The sequence below is a fragment of the Pseudomonas parafulva genome (assembly GCF_000800255.1).
Lineage (GTDB): Bacteria > Pseudomonadota > Gammaproteobacteria > Pseudomonadales > Pseudomonadaceae > Aquipseudomonas > Aquipseudomonas boreofloridensis.
In genome coordinates this window covers 4685825-4704159 of record NZ_CP009747.1, presented here as the reverse complement: position 1 = coordinate 4704159, position 18335 = coordinate 4685825, and the positions used below count along the sequence as shown (strand labels likewise).

At 62.5% G+C, this 18335-nt stretch carries 18 protein-coding genes, 1 tRNA gene and 1 pseudogene; 11 read left to right on the top strand and 9 right to left on the bottom strand.

Going from position 1 to position 18335, the window contains the following annotated elements; all coding sequences use genetic code 11:
- The first annotated feature begins 133 nt into the window (after positions 1-133).
- The 7 genes from NJ69_RS20540 to NJ69_RS20510 all read left to right on the top strand — a co-directional run bounded on the left by NJ69_RS20540 (position 134) and on the right by NJ69_RS20510 (position 5248).
- The gene (locus NJ69_RS20540; protein WP_039582666.1) at positions 134-907 is read left to right on the top strand and encodes an ABC transporter ATP-binding protein; all 774 of its coding nucleotides are present in this window, start codon (positions 134-136) and stop codon (positions 905-907) included.
- Between the two features lie 11 nt (positions 908-918).
- On the top strand, positions 919-1674 hold the full coding sequence (locus tag NJ69_RS20535; protein WP_039582665.1) for an ABC transporter substrate-binding protein: 756 nt from the start codon (positions 919-921) through the stop codon (positions 1672-1674).
- A 57-nt stretch (positions 1675-1731) separates the two neighbouring features.
- Entirely contained in the window at positions 1732-2427 is a 696-nt protein-coding gene (locus NJ69_RS20530) for an ABC transporter permease (RefSeq protein WP_029612670.1), read from the top strand.
- On the top strand, positions 2424-3113 hold the full coding sequence (locus NJ69_RS20525; RefSeq protein WP_029612671.1) for an ABC transporter permease: 690 nt from the start codon (positions 2424-2426) through the stop codon (positions 3111-3113). Before NJ69_RS20530 ends, NJ69_RS20525 begins: the two co-directional genes overlap by 4 nt.
- Before the next feature lie 63 nt (positions 3114-3176).
- On the top strand, positions 3177-4394 hold the full coding sequence (locus tag NJ69_RS20520; RefSeq protein ID WP_039582664.1) for a methyltransferase: 1218 nt from the start codon (positions 3177-3179) through the stop codon (positions 4392-4394).
- Positions 4395-4823: 429 nt separating this feature from the next.
- On the top strand, positions 4824-5075 hold the full coding sequence (locus NJ69_RS20515; protein WP_039582662.1) for a hypothetical protein: 252 nt from the start codon (positions 4824-4826) through the stop codon (positions 5073-5075).
- A gap of 97 nt (positions 5076-5172) precedes the next feature.
- Positions 5173-5248, top strand: a tRNA-Thr gene (locus NJ69_RS20510).
- A gap of 696 nt (positions 5249-5944) precedes the next feature.
- Here the strand turns inward: NJ69_RS20510 and NJ69_RS22970 are convergent.
- A pseudogene (locus NJ69_RS22970) lies at positions 5945-6100 on the bottom strand (phage integrase); the annotation flags it as partial.
- Between the two features lie 229 nt (positions 6101-6329).
- Between NJ69_RS22970 and NJ69_RS20505 the strand changes: the two are divergent.
- Both NJ69_RS20505 and NJ69_RS20500 read left to right on the top strand, forming a co-directional pair.
- Positions 6330-6653 (top strand): helix-turn-helix domain-containing protein, encoded by a 324-nt coding sequence (locus NJ69_RS20505; protein ID WP_029612673.1) that lies wholly within the window; start codon positions 6330-6332, stop codon positions 6651-6653.
- Positions 6653-7879: a type II toxin-antitoxin system HipA family toxin gene (locus tag NJ69_RS20500; RefSeq protein WP_039582660.1), complete on the top strand. Its 1227-nt coding sequence runs from the start codon at positions 6653-6655 to the stop codon at positions 7877-7879. Before NJ69_RS20505 ends, NJ69_RS20500 begins: the two co-directional genes overlap by 1 nt.
- A gap of 476 nt (positions 7880-8355) precedes the next feature.
- Here NJ69_RS20500 and NJ69_RS20495 read toward each other — a convergent pair whose 3' ends face one another.
- Positions 8356-10653, bottom strand: a complete 2298-nt coding sequence (locus NJ69_RS20495; protein WP_039582658.1) for a TonB-dependent siderophore receptor — start codon at positions 10651-10653, stop codon at positions 8356-8358.
- Positions 10654-10789: 136 nt separating this feature from the next.
- Here NJ69_RS20495 and NJ69_RS20490 point away from each other — a divergent pair, with 136 nt between their 5' ends.
- Complete coding sequence (locus NJ69_RS20490) at positions 10790-11506, top strand: response regulator (protein ID WP_039582657.1); 717 nt, start codon at positions 10790-10792, stop codon at positions 11504-11506.
- Position 11507: 1 nt separating this feature from the next.
- Positions 11508-12875: an ATP-binding protein gene (locus tag NJ69_RS20485; RefSeq protein ID WP_039582655.1), complete on the top strand. Its 1368-nt coding sequence runs from the start codon at positions 11508-11510 to the stop codon at positions 12873-12875.
- Between the two features lies 1 nt (position 12876).
- Here NJ69_RS20485 and NJ69_RS20480 read toward each other — a convergent pair whose 3' ends face one another.
- The 7 genes from NJ69_RS20480 to NJ69_RS20450 all read right to left on the bottom strand — a co-directional run bounded on the left by NJ69_RS20480 (position 12877) and on the right by NJ69_RS20450 (position 18309).
- Positions 12877-13278, bottom strand: coding sequence for a hypothetical protein (locus NJ69_RS20480; protein ID WP_052192176.1), 402 nt, complete (start codon positions 13276-13278; stop codon positions 12877-12879).
- A gap of 53 nt (positions 13279-13331) precedes the next feature.
- Complete coding sequence (locus NJ69_RS20475; protein ID WP_039582654.1) at positions 13332-13790, bottom strand: hypothetical protein; 459 nt, start codon at positions 13788-13790, stop codon at positions 13332-13334.
- Positions 13787-14020 (bottom strand): hypothetical protein, encoded by a 234-nt coding sequence (locus NJ69_RS20470; protein ID WP_039582653.1) that lies wholly within the window; start codon positions 14018-14020, stop codon positions 13787-13789. The genes NJ69_RS20475 and NJ69_RS20470 overlap by 4 nt, the downstream gene beginning before the upstream one ends.
- A gap of 82 nt (positions 14021-14102) precedes the next feature.
- Positions 14103-14534 carry a hypothetical protein gene (locus NJ69_RS20465; RefSeq protein WP_039582651.1) on the bottom strand — a complete coding sequence of 144 codons (432 nt, stop codon included), beginning with the start codon at positions 14532-14534 and terminating at the stop codon, positions 14103-14105.
- Positions 14534-15436 carry a hypothetical protein gene (locus NJ69_RS20460; RefSeq protein WP_039582649.1) on the bottom strand — a complete coding sequence of 301 codons (903 nt, stop codon included), beginning with the start codon at positions 15434-15436 and terminating at the stop codon, positions 14534-14536. Before NJ69_RS20460 ends, NJ69_RS20465 begins: the two co-directional genes overlap by 1 nt.
- A 126-nt stretch (positions 15437-15562) precedes the next feature.
- Complete coding sequence (gene tagQ / locus NJ69_RS20455; RefSeq protein WP_039582648.1) at positions 15563-16480, bottom strand: type VI secretion system-associated lipoprotein TagQ; 918 nt, start codon at positions 16478-16480, stop codon at positions 15563-15565.
- A gap of 68 nt (positions 16481-16548) precedes the next feature.
- Positions 16549-18309, bottom strand: coding sequence for a formylglycine-generating enzyme family protein (locus tag NJ69_RS20450; RefSeq protein ID WP_369811419.1), 1761 nt, complete (start codon positions 18307-18309; stop codon positions 16549-16551).
- Positions 18310-18335: the final 26 nt, after the last annotated feature.

Below are 18335 nucleotides of genomic sequence, written 5' to 3'. Positions count from 1 at the left end.
GCGACAAACTGTCCCGCCAGCGACCCGAGTCCCCTGCGTCCCGGTTGGCCGCCCCGACCCGCTATGCTAGCGTTGCGCACGCCAGGAAGGCCGCCAACAGCTGGGAACGCACCCGATCACATGAGGACCGCACATGGCCCAGGCCACGCCCGCGCTGGAAATCCGCAACCTGCACAAACGCTACGGCGACCAGGAAATTCTCAAGGGCATTTCGCTGACCGCGCGCGATGGTGACGTGATCTCGATCCTCGGATCGTCCGGCTCCGGCAAGTCCACCCTGCTGCGCTGCATCAACCTGCTGGAGAACCCGCACCAGGGCGAAATCCTGGTGGCCGGCGAAGCGCTCAAGCTCAAGGCCGATAAAACCGGTGAGCTGATCGCCGCCGACAACCGGCAGATCAACCGTCTGCGCAGTGAAATCGGCTTCGTCTTCCAGAATTTCAACCTGTGGCCGCACATGTCGATCCTCGACAACATCATCGAGGCGCCACGCCGCGTGCTCGGCCAGAGCAAGGCCGAAGCCGTGCAGGCCGCCGAGGCGCTGCTGGAGAAGGTCGGCATCTTCGACAAGCGCCACAGCTACCCGGCGCAGCTGTCCGGTGGTCAGCAGCAGCGCGCCGCCATCGCCCGTACCCTGGCCATGCAGCCGAAGGTCATCCTGTTCGATGAGCCCACCTCGGCGCTCGATCCGGAAATGGTCCAGGAAGTGCTTAACGTTATCCGCGCACTGGCCGAAGAAGGCCGTACCATGCTGCTGGTAACGCACGAGATGAACTTTGCCCGCCAGGTGTCCAGCGAAGTGGTGTTTCTGCACCAGGGCCTGGTGGAAGAGCAGGGATCGCCGCAGCAGGTCTTCGAGAACCCGACCTCGGCGCGTTGCAAGCAATTCATGTCCAGCCACCGCTAACGGAGCAACACATGCAGACCTACAAGAAATTTCTCCTGGCCGCGGCCGCCACGCTGGTGATGTCGGCCAACGCCCTGGCTGCGGAAAAACTGCGCATGGGTATCGAAGCGGCCTACCCGCCGTTCAACAATAAGGATGCCAGCGGCAACGTCGTCGGCTTCGACAAGGATATCGGCGACGCCCTGTGCGCCAAGATGAAGGTCGAATGCTCGGTCGTCACCTCCAACTGGGACGGCATCATCCCCGCCCTGAACGCCAAGAAGTTCGACTTCTTGGTGTCGTCGCTGTCGATCACCGACGAGCGCAAGCAGGCGGTGGACTTCACCAACCCGTACTACTCCAACAAGCTGCAGTTCATCGCGCCGAAGAACGTCGACTTCAAGACCGACAAAGACTCGCTCAAGGGCAAGATCATCGGCACCCAGCGCGCCACCCTGGCGGGCACCTGGCTGGAAGACACCTACGGCAGCGACATCACCATCAAGCTGTACGACACCCAGGAAAACGCCTACCTCGACCTGACCTCGGGCCGTGTCGACGCCATCCTCGCCGACAAGTACGTGCAGTACGACTGGCTGAAGAGCCCGGAAGGCCAGAACTACGAGTTCAAGGGCGAGCCGGTGGTCGACAGCGACAAGATCGGCATCGCCGTGCGCAAGGGCGATACCAAGCTGCGCGACGAGCTGAACAAGGCCCTGGCCGAAATCAAGGCCGACGGCACGTACAAGAAGATCAACGAAAAGTACTTCCCGTTCAGCATCGAATGATTCACCCCGACCGGCACCGCCTTTGCGCGGTGCCCGTCCCTTGAATGCACCCTGCCCATGAATATCGATCTGCACGGATTCGGTCCGGCCATGATGGCCGGCACCCTGATGACCGTAAAACTGGCGCTCTGTGCCCTGCTGCTGGGGCTGATCCTCGGCCTGCTCGGCGCCCTGGCCAAGACCTCCCCGTTCAAGCCCTTGCAGTGGCTGGGCGGCACCTACTCGACCCTGGTTCGCGGCGTGCCTGAACTGCTGTGGGTCCTGTTGATCTATTTCGGCACCGTCGGGCTGATGAACAGTCTCGGCGAGGCCCTGAACATGCCGGGCCTGGAACTCAGCGCCTTCGCCGCCGGGGTGATCGCCCTGGGGCTGTGCTTCGGCGCCTATGCCACGGAAGTGTTCCGCGGCGCCATCCTGGCGATTCCCAAAGGCCATCGCGAAGCGGGCCTGGCGCTGGGGCTGTCCAAAGGCCGCATCCTGTCGCGCATCATCCTGCCGCAGATGTGGCGCGTGGCCCTGCCGGGGCTGGGCAACCTGTTCATGATCCTGATGAAGGACACTGCGCTGGTGTCGGTGATCGGCCTGGAAGAAATCATGCGTCACGCGCAGATCGGCGTGACCGTGACCAAGGAGCCGTTCACCTTCTACGCCGTGGCCGCGTGCATCTACCTGTGCCTGACCATCGTCGCCATGATCGGCATGCATTTCCTTGAACAACGCGCCGCTCGCGGCTTCGCGAGGGCTGCGCAATGAACTGGGAAGTGATCATCAAGTGGCTGCCGCGCCTGGCCCAGGGCGCTACGCTCACCCTCGAACTACTGGCCATCGCCGTCATCGCCGGGCTGATCCTGGCCATCCCGCTGGGCATCGCCCGCACCTCGCGCCATTGGTACGTGCGCGCCCTGCCCTACGGCTACATCTTCTTCTTCCGTGGCACGCCGCTGCTGGTGCAACTGTTCCTGGTGTACTACGGCCTGGCGCAGTTCGACGTGGTGCGCAGCAGTTCGCTGTGGCCGTACCTGCGCGATCCGTTCTGGTGCACGGTGCTGACCATGACCCTGCACACCGCCGCCTACATCGCCGAGATCCTGCGCGGCGCCTTGCAGGCCATCCCGAAAGGCGAAATCGAGGCCGCCCGGGCGCTGGGCATGTCACGCGGCAAGGCGCTGGTCTACATCATGCTGCCGCGCGCTGCCCGCATCGGCCTGCCGGCCTACAGCAACGAAGTGATCCTGATGCTCAAGGCCAGCGCCCTGGCCAGCACCGTGACCCTGCTGGAACTGACCGGCATGGCCCGCACGATCATCGCCCGCACCTACCTGCCGGTGGAGATCTTCTTCGCCGCCGGGGTGTTCTACCTGCTGATCTCGTTCGTGCTGGTGCAAGGCTTCAAGCTGCTGGAGCGCTGGCTGCGCGTCGATGCCTGCCAAGGGCGCTGACCCCCTTCGCGGGTGAGTCGCCCCGGCGATCCACCCGCGCCCTTCCCTCACCGACGCCGCGTCATGCCTCAGCCCACCTTCCTGCGCCCCGAACAACTGAGCACGCGCTTCCAGGCCCTGGACCTGTTCCTGCGCCAGCACGAACACCTCTGGAAACCCCGCCCGTTCACCGCCCTGCACTTGCCATGGGAATCCCAGCACCCCGAGCTGGCCCAGTGGCTGCGCACCCGCACCCTGGATGACGCCGAAGCCGCGCAGCAGCACCCCGAACGACTGCCCGCCCCAGCGCCCTTCCCGCAACTGGCCCACGAGGCCGTGCAGTTGTCCGCCCTCGGCGAGCTGCCGCGCAGCGAGCTGCACGCGCCCGGCCATCGCCTGGACGTCCACGTGCCCGGCCGTAAATGGCAGCAGATCGAAGCCTTCGGCAGCCACCTCAGCTTCGGTCAGCCCGCCCAGCACTGGCTCGACTGGTGCGCAGGCAAAGGCCACCTGGGCCGACGCCTGCTGCAACCCGGCCAGCACCTCACCTGCCTGGAGTACGATCCAGCGCTGGTGGCGGCGGGCCAGACGCTCAGCGATCACCACCGACTCGCGGCCCAGCATGTGCAGCAAGACGTACTGGCCCCCGGCAGCGCCGACCATCTGCACCCGGACAGCAGCGTCGTGGCCCTGCACGCCTGCGGCGACCTGCACGTGCACCTGCTGCAACTGGCCAGCGCCCAAGGCTGCCGCCAGATCGCCGTGGCCCCGTGCTGCTACAACCGCATCCAGGCACCGCAGTATCAACCGCTGTCCCTCGCCGCCCAGGCCTCCCCGCTGCACCTGGGCCTCGACGACCTCGGCCTGCCCCTGAGCGAAACCGTCACCTCCGGCGCCCGCGCCCGTCGCCAGCGCGACCGCTCCATGGCCCGGCGCCTGGGCTTCGACCTGTTGCAGCGTCAGCAACGCCAGACCGACGACTACCTGCCAACCCCCTCGTTGCCCACGGCCTGGCTGGAAAAATCCTTCGAAACCTACTGCCGCGACCTCGCCGCCCTGCGCGACGTGCCGCTGACCGGCAATCCCGACTGGACCGCCCTGCAAGCCGCAGGCTGGCAACGCCTGGCCGAAGTGCGCAACCTCGAAGCGCTGCGCAACCTGTTCCGCCGCCCACTGGAACTCTGGTTGGTGCTCGACCGCGCGTTGTTCCTGCAGGAACAAGGCTACGACGTCAGACTCGGCATCTTCTGCGACTACCCCCTGACGCCCCGCAATCTGCTCCTGTTAGGCGAACGAAAATAGCGGAGCAACCTGTGGATAAGTCTGTGAACAAGCTTTTGATGAATCTCTCCGTTCATCTCTAACCCGCGACGTTTTGCCTCTTTGCTTATTCCACATCGCTGATCTAACACCAGCAAAAACAGGCCTTTGCGCAAAGACCAACGGACTGTCATCAATCCTTGCCTTTCCCCCAAGCTGTGCTTCGCGCTTGTGAATAAGCCCCGCGCCTAGCACTCACGACACCACCCCACACGCCGCGAAAAACCTACACAGCAGCCCCCGCCATCTCAGCCCCTCGCCCGAGTCAAACAAGAACCCCATCACACCCACCACACCTCACCCTACCCACTGCCCCACGCAACCCGTTAAAATCCCGCCCGCGCCCACCCACCGGCAACACCCACCTGCGCATCCGCCCACCCGGATAGCTTGATGAACGGATCTCGACTCGTGAAACAGACCACGCCCCTCACCTTCCTGGCCCTCGCCCTGGCCCTAGGCGGCTGCACGCCCAACAGCGCCTCCACCCCGAAAACCGCCAACCTTGGCTGGGAAACCCCCGCCATGCAGCTCGGCGGCGACCGCGGCCTGCCCCTGCAAGCAGACGCCCCGTGCCGCAAGCGCGGCTGCGACAATCACAAGCTGTTTTTCAACCCAGCCGAACCCGAGCCGAACGTCACCAGCATCCATCGCGGCTGGTAGGATTTTCTTCTTTCGCGGCGGTGACTTAGGTGATTGCGAGCGAATTGCAAGGAAGTGGTTTACAGCAGCCTGGCGATCGCTATAATGACGCCCCTGTGCCGGTATAGCTCAGATGGTAGAGCAACTGACTTGTAATCAGTAGGTCCCGGGTTCGATTCCTGGTGCCGGCACCATATAAGGTTTCGGAGAAGGCTGTTTAAATCTCTGGAACACACGGAAAACCCGCCTTTTGGCGGGTTTTTTCGTTTTGGTGATCCGTTGGGCTTGGAGGGCAGCCAGCGCTGGCAACGGTCTAGTTCTATGCCAAAGGTATGCCCGAAGCTCGCACACTAGTCCCGCTGATAGACACCACCTGCCGCATGGCCAAGCCCTGAACGCGCGGGTAGACGCGCTTCGACGGCAATAGCCTCTCCCAGCCCAAGTAACACGCTCGGTTCAATGCCAAAAGCACGGCCATCCATCGCCGTTAAGGCAACTGCCCCACCCAATTCCAAAAAGCCAGCACAGAACCCTGTGGGAGCGGGCTTGCCCCGCGATCTGCCGCAAAGCGGCAGCAAAGCCTGAGTCCACGGCGTCTTTGGCACCATTGAATATCAGGCAAACAAGCGCTGAGCCCACCATCGCCGGACAACCTCACCTCTCAAAACTTTTCGCACAGAGCCCAATACCCACGCCATGATTAACGACTACCCCTTCAGAGGTGTTGCACTCGACTCTCCCTCCAAGCCTGCCAGCCAAGGGCCAGCCAAGAGCCGCTAATACCAATCAATCCTGATATCAGTGCTACGCCCACTGTGGTCAGGTTTAGTGACTGATTGGCAGCCGGCGCAGCAGCAAAATCCCAAACCACTACGCACCACTCCAGAGCTTCAACCATTACCTGCATCCTTCACTCCAAGATTGGTCAGCGGGTTAAGCGTTACCACCTCTGCAAGGTGACCAGGACTGAAATGGGCATAGCGCATTGTCATGGCCAACGACGAGTGCCCTAAAACCCGCTGCAACGTCAGGATATCCCCACCATTGGCAGAAGGCTGATCTGGCGAGGGTAGTGCCAAACTGGGGAAAAATTACCGCCAAGAACGCGAGATTTGACTTACCCGCGCTGGTTCTACCCCTCTATTAAGGTATCATTTCATGAACCCTTATCGTACATAAGGTGTCATTTTGCGACATCTTAAAATCTACAAAAGATTTTTTAGTGTGCGATTAGTGATATCTTATCCTCTCTAGGATGTCGCTAGGTGCTACCTTATGAAAGACTTTTTCCCTGTTCAAAGCACCTCTGTGCTTTACCGTATAGGCCTTCTGATGAAGGAAGCTCGGTTGCGCATGGGGATACGGCAGGCTGACCTTGCAGAGCTAGCTGGAATTTCTCTCCGAGCTATTCGTCACCTCGAGGGGGGGAAGGCTGAAGGTGTTTCGTTGCGCGATTTCATGCTCGCGCTATTTACCGTGGGGATCTCTGACCGGGTTTTCCAAGCACTGATCGATGACCCTGCGCTTGATCTCAACTCTTTAGAAAGCAACACCACCAAGCGCGTAAAACTGCCGCGCAGCAAAGCGGAGGACTTCTAATGTCGCACGCTTACATTTACATGGAGTGTCCGCAAACAGGTCAGACTGTGACGCTGGGTAAGCTGACCCTTTCTGGCCGCACGGGAACCTTCGTCTATGCGCCGGAGATCGTGGATACCAAGGGTTGGGTGCCTGATCCAATACGATATCCGCTCTCCACTCGACCCATTCAGGTACAAAAGAATGGCGGCGTTCCCGGGTTCATTGATGATGCGATGCCAGATGGCTGGGGAGAACGATTGCTGCGCCGCACCCAAAAGGGAGAACTCACTCCTATCCAGCTCCTGTTGTTATCTCCTAACGAAGATCGCGCCGGAAATATCATGGCTGGCGAAGCTCGCACACCGAGGCCGGGTACAGGCGAAAGGCCTATGAAAATGCTTGAAGCCAAAGGGCTCGACCACTTCATAGATATTTGCGCTGCGATCTATGACAGCCAGCTGAGCGCTGAGCAGTTGGAGGCTTTAAGAATACGGGATCAGCGCTCAGCTGTTGGTGGTGCCAGGCCCAAGCGCACATACCGCTTTGATCACAAGCTGATTCTTGCTAAGCCTCGCGATAAATTTGATCACTACGACCTGCCGAAATTTGAGTATGCCTGCATGACCTTTGCGACTACTAAGGGGATGAATGTCGCCCGAACTGCACTCCATCAAGGTGTAAAAGGCAACACGCTAATAGTGGAGCGATTTGACCGAAAATGGTCAGAGACTGATGCAAGGTTTCGGCGCATCCCAATGATGAGTGGCTTGACTCTTCTCGATGCCGAATGGCACGCGCAGCGCAACGACGGATGGATCTATGCGGCGCTCGCCGATGAGCTGTATCGCAGAGGCGCGCCAGACTCTGATAGGCAAGAGCTCTACAGGCGAATGGCCTACAACGCTCTAGTAGGGAACAGTGACGATCATCCTCGCAACCACGCTGTGATCTGGCAGGAAGGGGCTTGGCGCCTCTCGCCTATGTATGACGTTCTTCCCGTACTGGGAGAGGGGCCTGCACAAGGGCTGTCGATGCATGTTGGTATAAACGGTCCCCTTCTAAGTCGAGATAACCTGCTTAGTCAACATAAGCATTTCGCACTGACGAAAGATGAGGCGGTAGCCCTATTGGATCAGGTCGCTTCTTGGGAGTCGGAACTGAAGGAGCACTATGCAAAGCATTTGGCTGGGGCTGAGCTGGATGCGGCGGTGGACGCAACAAGCAGCAAGAGATTGCTGGCTTAGGATAAGCTACGAAGCCCTCGATTGAAATCTTGGTATTGGTGCTTGCTTTATCGTCGTGCACCACCTTCGTCAGTTGCCCCAGCTTGAATCGACAGATTTGAACGTCACTTGTAGCGGATAGCTACCTTTTCGCACCTTTGAACCGCTTGCTGTCGATTAGAAAGGAGCAATGGCTCCTTGTCAGCATGACAGGCTGCTATGCCTCGAGGGCAATGGATCGTAGCTTGGCATTGCTTGCCTCTATGAAAGATTGGGCGAATCCCGAAAGATAGTTTTAGAGATAGAGAGCCGCACAAAAACAAATAAAAAATTATCAATCATATATTTATTAAAATTTTCGACTCCTGGTGCCCCAGCATTTTAGCTGCCACAGACTAAACCCCTCCCGTCATGTCCCGAATCCCCTAAAAACAACAATGCCGGTCACTAGGACCGGCATGCCGACACACATTTAAACAACCCTCACCCAAATCACCTCAAAAATTCGTACTCACCGTCAACGACAAACTCCGCGGATCCCCATAGATTGCCCCCGCATAGAACCCGTAGCGGGTGTAGTACCGCTTGTCGAACAGGTTATCGGCATTGAGGCTGACGCTGGTGTCGTCGGTCACCTGATACTTGGCCATGGCGTTCCAGATCGCATAACCCGACCAGTTCACGTCAGTGGCGCTGCGGCTCACGCCATTGGTCGGCTGCCCCGCCGGGGTGGACAGTGCGCGGATGTTGGTCTGCGCCGTGACGCCGGCGCCCAGGGTCAGGCGGTCCAGCGGGCCGGACAGGCGATAGGTGGTGGAGGCCTTGAACAGGTGCGACGGGTCGCTGCGGCCGTCGCTGTCGAGGCGGCGGAAGTGCAGGTAGGTGTAGCCGCCGTAGACGTTCCAGTTTTCGGTCAGGGCGCCGGCCAGTTCCAGGTCGATGCCGTCGGTTTCCTGGCCGGAGCCGGCCTTGTAGGCCGTGGCGCCGGTCGGGGTGAGCAGGTCGCCGTCGGTGACCGCCTTGTTTTCCTGCTTGGTGCGGAAGTACGCCGCCGAAGCGTTGAGGCGACCGTCGAACCAGGCGGCCTTCAGGCCGGTTTCGTAGCTCTGGCCACGGATCGGCTCGACCTTGCTACCGCTGGCGGTTTCCTGGGTCTGTGGATTGAAGATATCGGTGTAGCTGGCGTACAGCGAGTAGGTGTCGTTCAGGTCGTACACCGCGCCCAGGTAGGGGGTGACGATGCCATTGTTCTGCTGGTTGCTGCGCACGCCGCCGACGCTGCGTGTGGTCGAGGAATAGTCGGTCACGCGGGCGCCGAGAATGACCGACAGCGGATCGGTGATGCTCAGCCGGGTGGCGGCGTACATGCCCTGCAAACGCGTAGTGGTCTTGCTGTGGCGGCCGGTTTGCGAGGCGAGCATGTTGTAGTCGCTGTCCACGCCGTTGAGCCAGTTGCTCAGCGGGAAGCCGTTGTTGGCGCGGAACTGACAGCCCAGCGCCGGCGCGCTGACGCGGTTGGCGCTGGTCAGGGTGCAGGTGTACTCCGGCGACCAGGCCACGGTGCGGCTGTCGTTGTAGCCGACCATCGCCTGATGGGTGCGGCCCAGCAGTTGGAACGGGCCGGAGAGGTCGATCTGCGCCGATTGCTGGGTGGTGTCGCTGGAGCTGTGCAAACCATTGAGCACGGCGCCGCTGCCGTCCTGGTCCCAGTAGCCGCCGTACACCCCGCGTCCCGATGAGTTGACCTTGGCCAGGCCGCGATGGTTGAGCGCATCGGTGGTGCTCTGGGCGCCTTTGAGGTCCAGGGTCCAGTCGTTGTCGAAGCGGTGCTGCAGCGAGCCGAAGGTGGTGCGGGTGACGTATTCGCCGAAGCTCCAGCTCGGCACCACGTTGCTGCTGCGTGGCAGGTGGGTCTTGCTGCCGTCGCCGTACCAGATCGGGATGTTCGCGCCCCAGCCGCCGCCGACCACCTTGTTGTACTCGTACTGGTAGCCGGCGCCGAGGGTGGTGGCGTCATCCAGGTCGAACTCGAAGTTGGCCAAGGCGGCGCGGGCGCGCTGGGACTCGTTGTCGCGGAACGAGTTGGCGTCTTGTTGGGTGACCACGAAGCGCGAGCGCAGGCGGCCGTCTTCGGACAGCGGAACGTTGAGGTCGGCGCCCAAGCGCCGTTTGTCCCAACTGCCGTAGGTGGCGTAGGCGCTGCCACCGAAGGTGCGGGTCGGGGCCTTGCGAATCAGGTTCACGGTGGCCGACGGGTCGCCCGTGCCGCCGAGCAGGCCGTTGGCGCCGCGAACGATGTCGATGCGCTCGTACAAGTCGAGGTTCAGGGCGTTACCGCTGCCGCTGAAGTCCGAGCCGCCCGGAAATTGTAGGCCGTCGAGTTTCCAGTTAGTGATGGTGTAGCCACGGGCGCGGAAGTCGGTACGCCCGCCCACTTCCATTTTGCTGACGCTGATCCCCGGCGCCGTCTCCAACGCCTGCTCGATGCTGTGCACATCGCGGTCGTCCATTTGCTGACGGGTGATCGTGGTCACCGACTGCGGGGTCTGGCGTGGGGTAAGATCGAGCCCGGTGGAGCTGCGTGTGCTCTCGACCGTGTAGCCAAGCTGCCCGGTGGCGTCGGCGCTGGGCAGCGCGCTGTCCTCGATGCTGGTCGCGCTCAGTTCGATGGGCTGGCCGTCGGCGGCGTAAGCACTGGTGCACAGGCTGAAGGCAACGCACAGGGCGAGCGGCGAGAGACGACTGCCGCCACGGCTTGAGCGTGCGCAATCGCTGGAAAGTTTCAGGGGATTCATTTGGGAAGGTTTCGTATTCGCAGATGGTTTTTGCTACGATTCTAGGGATGTGCCCTCCGGGCTCCATGCCCGACATGTACGGGGATGTAATGGAACGTAACGGCGCGCCAGCGCGCGCCACACAGGTGCCCCCGCAATGAGCACGACCCTGCTGGTCGTCGACGACGACGACGAGATCCGCGAACTTCTCTGCGATTACCTGGCAGATGCCGGCTACCACGTGCTGGCTGCCGCCGACGGCGAGCGCATGCGCGAGCAACTGGCGCAACACAAGGTCGAGCTGGTGGTGCTCGACCTGATGCTGCCCGGCGAAGACGGCCTGAGCCTGTGCCGTTACCTGCACACCCAACCGGGCCTGGCGGTGATCATGCTCTCGGCCAAGGGCAGCACCCTGGACCGCATCATCGGCCTGGAAGTGGGCGCCGACGACTACCTGGCCAAGCCCTTCGAGCCGCGCGAGCTGGTGGCACGGATCAAGGCGGTGCTACGCCGCCCCCAGCGCCTGGACGCCCCTGCCGAAGAACAGGCCCAGTCCCTGCAGCGCTTCGCCGGCTTCAGCCTCGACCACATCAAGCGCCTGCTTACCCTCCCCGACGGCCAGACCCTGAACCTGCCCCGCTCCGACTACCGCGTGCTGCGCGAACTGCTGGACGCCAACGACCGTGTGGTGTCGCGCGACCACCTGACCCGCAGCGCCTTCGGCCGCGACCACCTGCCCGACGACCGCTCGGTGGACATGTGCATCAGCCGCCTGCGCCAGCAACTGCGCCGTGGTGCCGAGGGCAGCGCGCAGATCCTCACCATCCGCAACGAAGGCTACCTGCTCAGCATCGCCCAGAGGCCGGGCGTCTAAGGTGCGCCTGCTGCGCCGGTTGTGGCCCCGCACCCTGTTCGGCCAACTGCTGCTGATCATGATCAGCGGCACGCTGCTGGTGCAGTTGGTGTCCAGCAGCATCTGGTTCGACGTGCGCTTCGCCCAGGTATTCGAAGCACCGGTGCGGCTGATCGCGGCGCGCAGCGCGCCGTTGATCGCCCAGGCCAATTGCCACACCACCCCACCCCGTATCCCTGCCCGCTATCACCTACGCTGCGCCGAATCGCTGCCCTCGCCACAGGCCGACGACCCGCACAGCCGCCACCGCATCGAACTGCTGCTCAATCAGGCCCTGAGCTACGAACTCGGTCACGCGCTCAAGGCGCGCGTGCTCAAGCTGCAGCTCACCGACGAACTGGGCCGACCGGTGCTGTGGCGCAGCCTGTTCGGCCTGCGCATCGCCCAGGCGCACTTGCAGTTCGCCGTACCGCTGGAGGACGGCCACTGGTTGCTGGTCGATGGCGAAGAGTTGCAGGGCTGGAGCGGTGAGTCGGCCTGGGTGCTGATCAGCGACTACCTGCTGCGGGTCTATGCCCTGCGCATTCTGGCCGTGCTGCTGGTGTGCCTGGTGGCGGTGCGCCTGTGCCTGCGCCCGCTGCGGCGCCTGGCCGACGCCGCGCTGGGCCTGGGCCGCAACCTCGAACAGCCGCCGTTGCCGCTGGAGGGCCCGGAGGAAGTGCGCCAGGCCGCCCAGGCGTTCAATGCCATGCAGCAGCGACTGATCGCCATGGTCAACGACAAGGCCTACTTCCTCGCCGCCGTGTCCCACGACTTGCGCACCCCGCTCACGCGCATGCGGCTGCGCCTGGAACGACTCGAGGACGGAGAGCACAAGGTACGGCTGCAGCAGAACATCGCGCAGATGGACGCGATGATCGGCCAGGTCCTCGATTACCTGCATGCCGGAGAGCAGCAGAACCTGCAAGAGGTCGATCTGGACCGGCTGGTGGCGCGGGTGTGCGCCGATTTGGCCAGCGCCGAGGAACCACTGCCGGTGCAGGGCAGTGTCGGCAAGGTGCGCGTCGATGCGTTGCTGATGCAGCGCTGCCTGCAGAACCTGCTGGTCAATGCGCTGCGCTATGGGCGCCAGGTGACGCTGCGACTGGACGCTGACTCGACACACATCCGCCTCCACGTCGAAGACCGCGGCCCCGGTATCGACCCGGCATTGCTAGCGACCGTCACCGACCCCTTCGTCCGTGGCGAGACCTCGCGCAACCACCGCTCCGGCGGCTACGGCCTGGGCCTGAGCATCGCCCAGCGCATCGCCGCCAGCCATGGCGGCGCGTTGCATCTGGAAAATCGGGAGGGCGGCGGACTGGTGGTGACGGTGACGGTGGCTCGGTGATTCAGGGTTTGCGTGCGGCGCGGCGCTGTTCACGGTAGTGCGCCAGGCCTCGGCGCATTTCGCGGTAGCGGCGAGTGTTGAATACCAGCAAGGCAACCAAAATAAGCAGCACGATCGCTATCAAGGAGCCTCTGAACGAGGTGTATGCATAGCAGGGAGCCACCGCGACCAGACCTGCGGCCAATACCGCCAACATGACCCATGCACCCCAATAGCGGCCTCGAACGATAGCGATGTGTGATCCTGCAACAATCAGAGCAATGCCCAACGTCACAGCGAAGGAGAACGTCCCATCTCCCTCAAAATCGCGAAGGTAGGTGGCGAATGTCAGCGACACTACGCCACTCAAGCTCACGCAGGACAATAGAAAGCCCAGAATGAACATCGGAAAATAACGGCGCATGAACGAAGACCGTTCAGAGTCGGGCGATGGATTTTCGTTGTGTGACTTAGTGCTCATGGTTTCGGGGTACGCCCTTTTGAATCTCGCCCCGCACGCTCCTGCCTACGCTTGGCTCGATACTCCGCCAACACGATCCGCATCTGCCGATAAGTGCGGCTATTAAGCACCAACAAGCCAAGCAACGCTGCGGTCAGAATGCTTGTGAAGACCATTTTGTGAGGTCCGTAGGCATAGGTCGGAATCAGAAATGCAATTGATCCGATACACAGCCCAGCGACCCACCATGCCCCCCAGTAGAAGCCTCGAACTACCGCAGCATGCGCCGTGGAAAGTGCCAGGATCAAAACGGCGAGACTCGCAGGGTAGGCGATCTCCCGAGTGCATTCGCGGCAGTACGAACTCCATACCAGTGAAAAGGTGCCCGCCATAGCAAAGAGGGACAGAAAGTAGGCGGCTAGAAATATCAGCAGATACCGATCGAGAAATCTTTGCAGCTCAGGATCACGGCTCATTCGCCGAACTCCTCGTAAAGGCCCAGCGCGATACTTTGAGCTTGGCCTTGGACAGTGCTGCTGCCGACGAAGCCTAGGGATGCACCGATCAAATCCTTGATCAGCGTCTGGGTGGCGTGCTTGATTTCGGTGGGCGTGTATCGCTTGGTGAGTGCGCCCGTGCTCTGCTTCAACTTGATTTGCTTGGTAGCTTTGGAGGCGGATATGAGGGTGGCGCGGTCCATACGCATGGCCGGGTTCTCTCGAGTTGCACAAAACCGCTCTGCGTCATGCGCGGGAGCGGCGGACCGATGATAACTGCGGTGCGTTGATTCAAGTTTTGCGCGCGGCGCGCCGCTGTTCGCGGAGATGCGCCAGGCCTCGGCGCATTTCGCGATGGCGCGAGCTGTTCAACACCAGAACCGCCAGCAACGGCATCGCCGTCACAATGATCAAGAGAATTGTGCTCAACCCCGTGCCTACGAGGCTCAAGGCCATCAGCCAAGTGATTGCCAGCGATAACAGCACGACCCATATCGCCCAGCCCAAGCCGCGAATCATCGCGAAGTGACCTACACACAGCAGCAGTGATAGCACACCACACGTCAGCAGGGTGTAGAGGGAATTATCCGGGTGGTCGCGCCAATGATTATCGACCCACAGCGCAACCGCCAAGACCATCGATAGGATCGAAACGAACAGCCCCGTCAGGAAGATGGGAAAGTACTGCCGCATGAAGGCTTGGAAAGCGCTGAAGTTCATCATCAGTCGATTTCCTCGTAGAGCCCCACGGCAATGCTCTGTACCGTCGAACTTCCCGCCAGGCCGAACGATGCGCCCAGCGAGTCGCGCAACAGTGTCTGGGTCGCGTGGTTGATCTGGGTGGGTGTATATCGCTTGGTCATGGTCCCGGCGGCCTGCTGCAACTTGAGCTGCTTGGGCGTCAGTGACGGGTGCTTGATCGAGAGCAACTCATCGGTCAACGCCTTGCGCTGCTGACGGCTGAGAGATCTGGTCAATTCAAACCAACTGCGGCCCGTCGCGGCCTTGTGAACCTGAAGGTATTTGAGAGTGGTCAGGCCGGAAGCCCCTACCCCCATGAGCGAGACCGCATCGAGCACCGTGGAAGTCGCCTGATACCACTTACTGTCGTCCATTGCGTCATTGGCTGCAGGATTAGTGACCTCACGCACCGTACGTACTCCGCCAATGAGGCACTGGGCCGTGCTCGCCGTGGCTGCCGCTCCCCCGATGTACGTCAGCACCAAGCTGGTGCCTGCTGTGAAGGGCGCCGCAATGGTGCCACTGAAAACCACCCACCAGCCGATGATTGCACCTGCGCAAGACAGCGTCGTGTTGACCGCCTCCTTCACCACGCGTGTTTCTCGCGGATTGTTCTGTAGCTGCTCTGTGTACTGTGCAGGTGTCTGGTACTTGTTGATCTCACGAAGAATCACGCGCTTGGGCTTGATGCTGCAAATCGGCTGGAATTCACGCAGGGTGATGACGTTGTAATCGGCATCTACGTAAACCACCCCAGCCCCCACGATGCGCGGATCCGCATCGATAGCAGCGAACATTTGCGGCAGATTGATACGTGACTGAAGACGCTGCCGCGCCATGAATTGCGAAGAGTTGGCCAGTTGATTGACCAGAAGATCCGTCATTGAATGCGTCCCCGTTCAACACGCAGCGCAACGCCTGAAACCTCGGCGCTGCACCCGACGCGCCACCGGTCGCACGGGGCGGACCGGCGTCGCGAAAAGGGGCGCGCAGCGCCCCATGGCATCCCATCAAACGTTCGGGCAAGGCACCGGTGCCCAGTCGCCCATGTCCGGGTTGCGGCACATGCTGTTGACCTGATCGGTACCAGCCTTGGCTACTTGCTGGGCCTGGGCCTTCTTGCTGCTGGCGTTCTGCAGGGTCTTCTCGGTGGCTACGGCTTCGCTCGGCACGGTGCTGCTGGCCTTGGACGAGGCTTTCTTGCCAGCCGCTTTGCCGGTGGCCTTCGGCGGCTCGACCGCAGCGACCACTTGCGAGCGCTGCACGCCCACTTGCTTGAGGTCTTGCTCGTAGGCCTGGGTGTAGTTGTTCAGGTTCTCACCCAGACGACCGTTCACGGCGGTCAGCAGGTTGTTCGATTCCTGCAGGCCCGAGACGATCTCGGCCAGGCGCTTGCGGCCTTCGGTGTCGTTGATGCGGTTGGCCTTGCGGTTCTGGATCAGGCTGGCGAACTCGCGCTGATAGCACGACTGCGAGGCCTTGGCGTACTGGGTGGTGCGGTCCAGGTCGGCGGCGCTCTTGTCGATGTCGGCGGCGTAGGAGGCGATGCGCTGCTTGTCGTCGCTGATCTGCTTCTGACGCTCGGTGTAGTACCCCGCCGCGCCGCCCACCAGGGCACCGCCGGCCGCGCCGATGGCAGCGTTACGGCCACGCTTGTCGCCATCGACCATGGCACCGGTCAGGGCACCGCCGACAGCCCCCAGCAGCGCGCCGGTGGCGACCGAACGGGTCATGTCACCGTCGGTGGAGCGCAGGTGCTGCACCGGCTCGTAGCAGTTGGGGTAGTACTCCACCTTGGTGCTGGCGCCCACCTTGGACACCGGCGAGCCGGCGCAGCCGGTCAGCAGCACGGTGCTGAAGCCGGCGGCGAGCAGCAGGGCAGTTCGAGCCTTGGAAGCGGAGATCAGGGAGGTGCGGTTCATGCGCATGGTCGGGTTCTCTCTCGGGTTGTGCAAATCCGGCCAGCGTCATGCCGGCCGGAGGTTGGGCAAAGGGTTCAGGGTCGTGGAGCGGCCGAGGCCAGCAGCTCCTTGAGAATCGTCGCCGGGTCGGCCCGCCGGTTCTGGCGGTATTCGCCGACGTGGCGAACGAACAGGGTCGCGCGCGCCTCCAGGCTTCGGCCCAGCACCGGCTTGCGCTCCAGTTCCTGCTTGACCTGCTGGAACTGCGCCTGGATCACCGCATCGGTGTAGCGCGTGCCGCTGGCCAGGTTGTCGATGTAGATCGCCAGCGCACCGTCCAGCGCGCTGCGACCGTTGGCGATGGCCGCGCCGTACAGCTTGGCGCTGGTCTGGTCGCCCGCCGCCTGGGCCTTGGCCTGGGTGTTCTGCAGGTTGGTCAGGCGGATGTTGTAGTTGTTGATGGTCTCGGCCACCAAAGCGGCGGACTGGATCAGGTTGCCGGCCGCTTCCTCGCGCTGGCGGGCGATCAGCGAGACATTGCGCTTGAGTTCTTCGTTGACCAGGCCCAGCTCGGCTTGCAGGCGCGGATCGCCGGAGCCGGCGATGATGCTGTCCAGGCGTTGGGTCGGGTCGGCGGCGGCGTCGATGTCATCGGTCAGGCCCGCCAATCGGCCTTCCTTCTGCCACTGCTCGAACAGTTCCTGATAGCGCGAACGCGGCGCCGACAGCGCACCGATGGCGACTCGGAAGCCGGTGGTCTCGTTGCGCTGCTCGGTGCCGTCGGCGCCGAACAGCGGGTACTCGCGGCGCATGCCGGTGAACAGTGTGGTTTCGCCTTCGAGGTAGTTGCCGCCCTTGACCACGAAGCCGCCATAGGCACCCTGGCGACGCCCGGCATGCACCAACTGGAACGACTCCTGGACCATCTCGGCGGCATTGCCGATCACATCGAACAGCCCCAGCGGATTTGGCAGCTTGGTGCCGATCGGCATCAGCCGCGCCGCCTGGCCGGTGCCGCCGGCCACTTGGTTGTACACCGCCCAGTCGGCAAGCGGCCCCTCGCTGTCGCTGCCCTCGACCTGGCGCGGGAACAACCGACCGTCGAGCTGCTGGCGGCTGACCGCCGAGCCGCCACGGGCCGCGAATTCCCATTCCACTTCGGTGGGCAGGCGCACGAAGCCGATGCCGCCGTCCTCGGCCTTGCTGCCCCGGCCACTGACCGGCAGCAGGTCGCGGTGATGCTTCATCAACCAGGCGCTATACACCGCCGCGAAGCGCTCGGCCTCGAAGCGCGACAACTTGACCTTGGGCAGGCGCCCGGCCGCTTCGGTGACCGGCTCGCAGGTCGGCGCGGCCTCGCCACTGGCCAGCGACTGGGCCTGGGCCATCACCTGCGCGTACTGCCGCGCGGTGACTTCGTATTTGCCGATGAAGTACATCATCGGCTTGAGCGGGCTGCCGGCCTCGACCTTGGGCAGGCTGCCGGCGATCTGTTTCTGCCAGTCGGACGACAGGTCCTTCACGCTGAACTGACCGTTGATGAAGTCGCGGCGATAGCCGGAGATGAACGACTGCTTGTAGCCCGCCTCGCCCTCGCTGAAGGGATAGCCCAGGTTGACCTCGCGGTCGTCGAGGCTGCCTTGGGCCAGTACGTAGACGTGGCGGAAGACGATTTCACCGCCGCACGGCAGCGGCAGGCTGACGTCGTCCGGCAGCGGCTTGGGGTTGTCGAGCTTGCTCAGGGCTGCGGGGTCGGGCGTGGCCGCAGCGGCGCTGGAGGAGGATTTGGGCTTGTCGTCGCCATCGGCGGGGGAGCAGGCGCCCAGCGCCATCGCGGCCACGACCAGGGACAGCACCTTCAGCAGCGCGGGGGCCGCTGCGG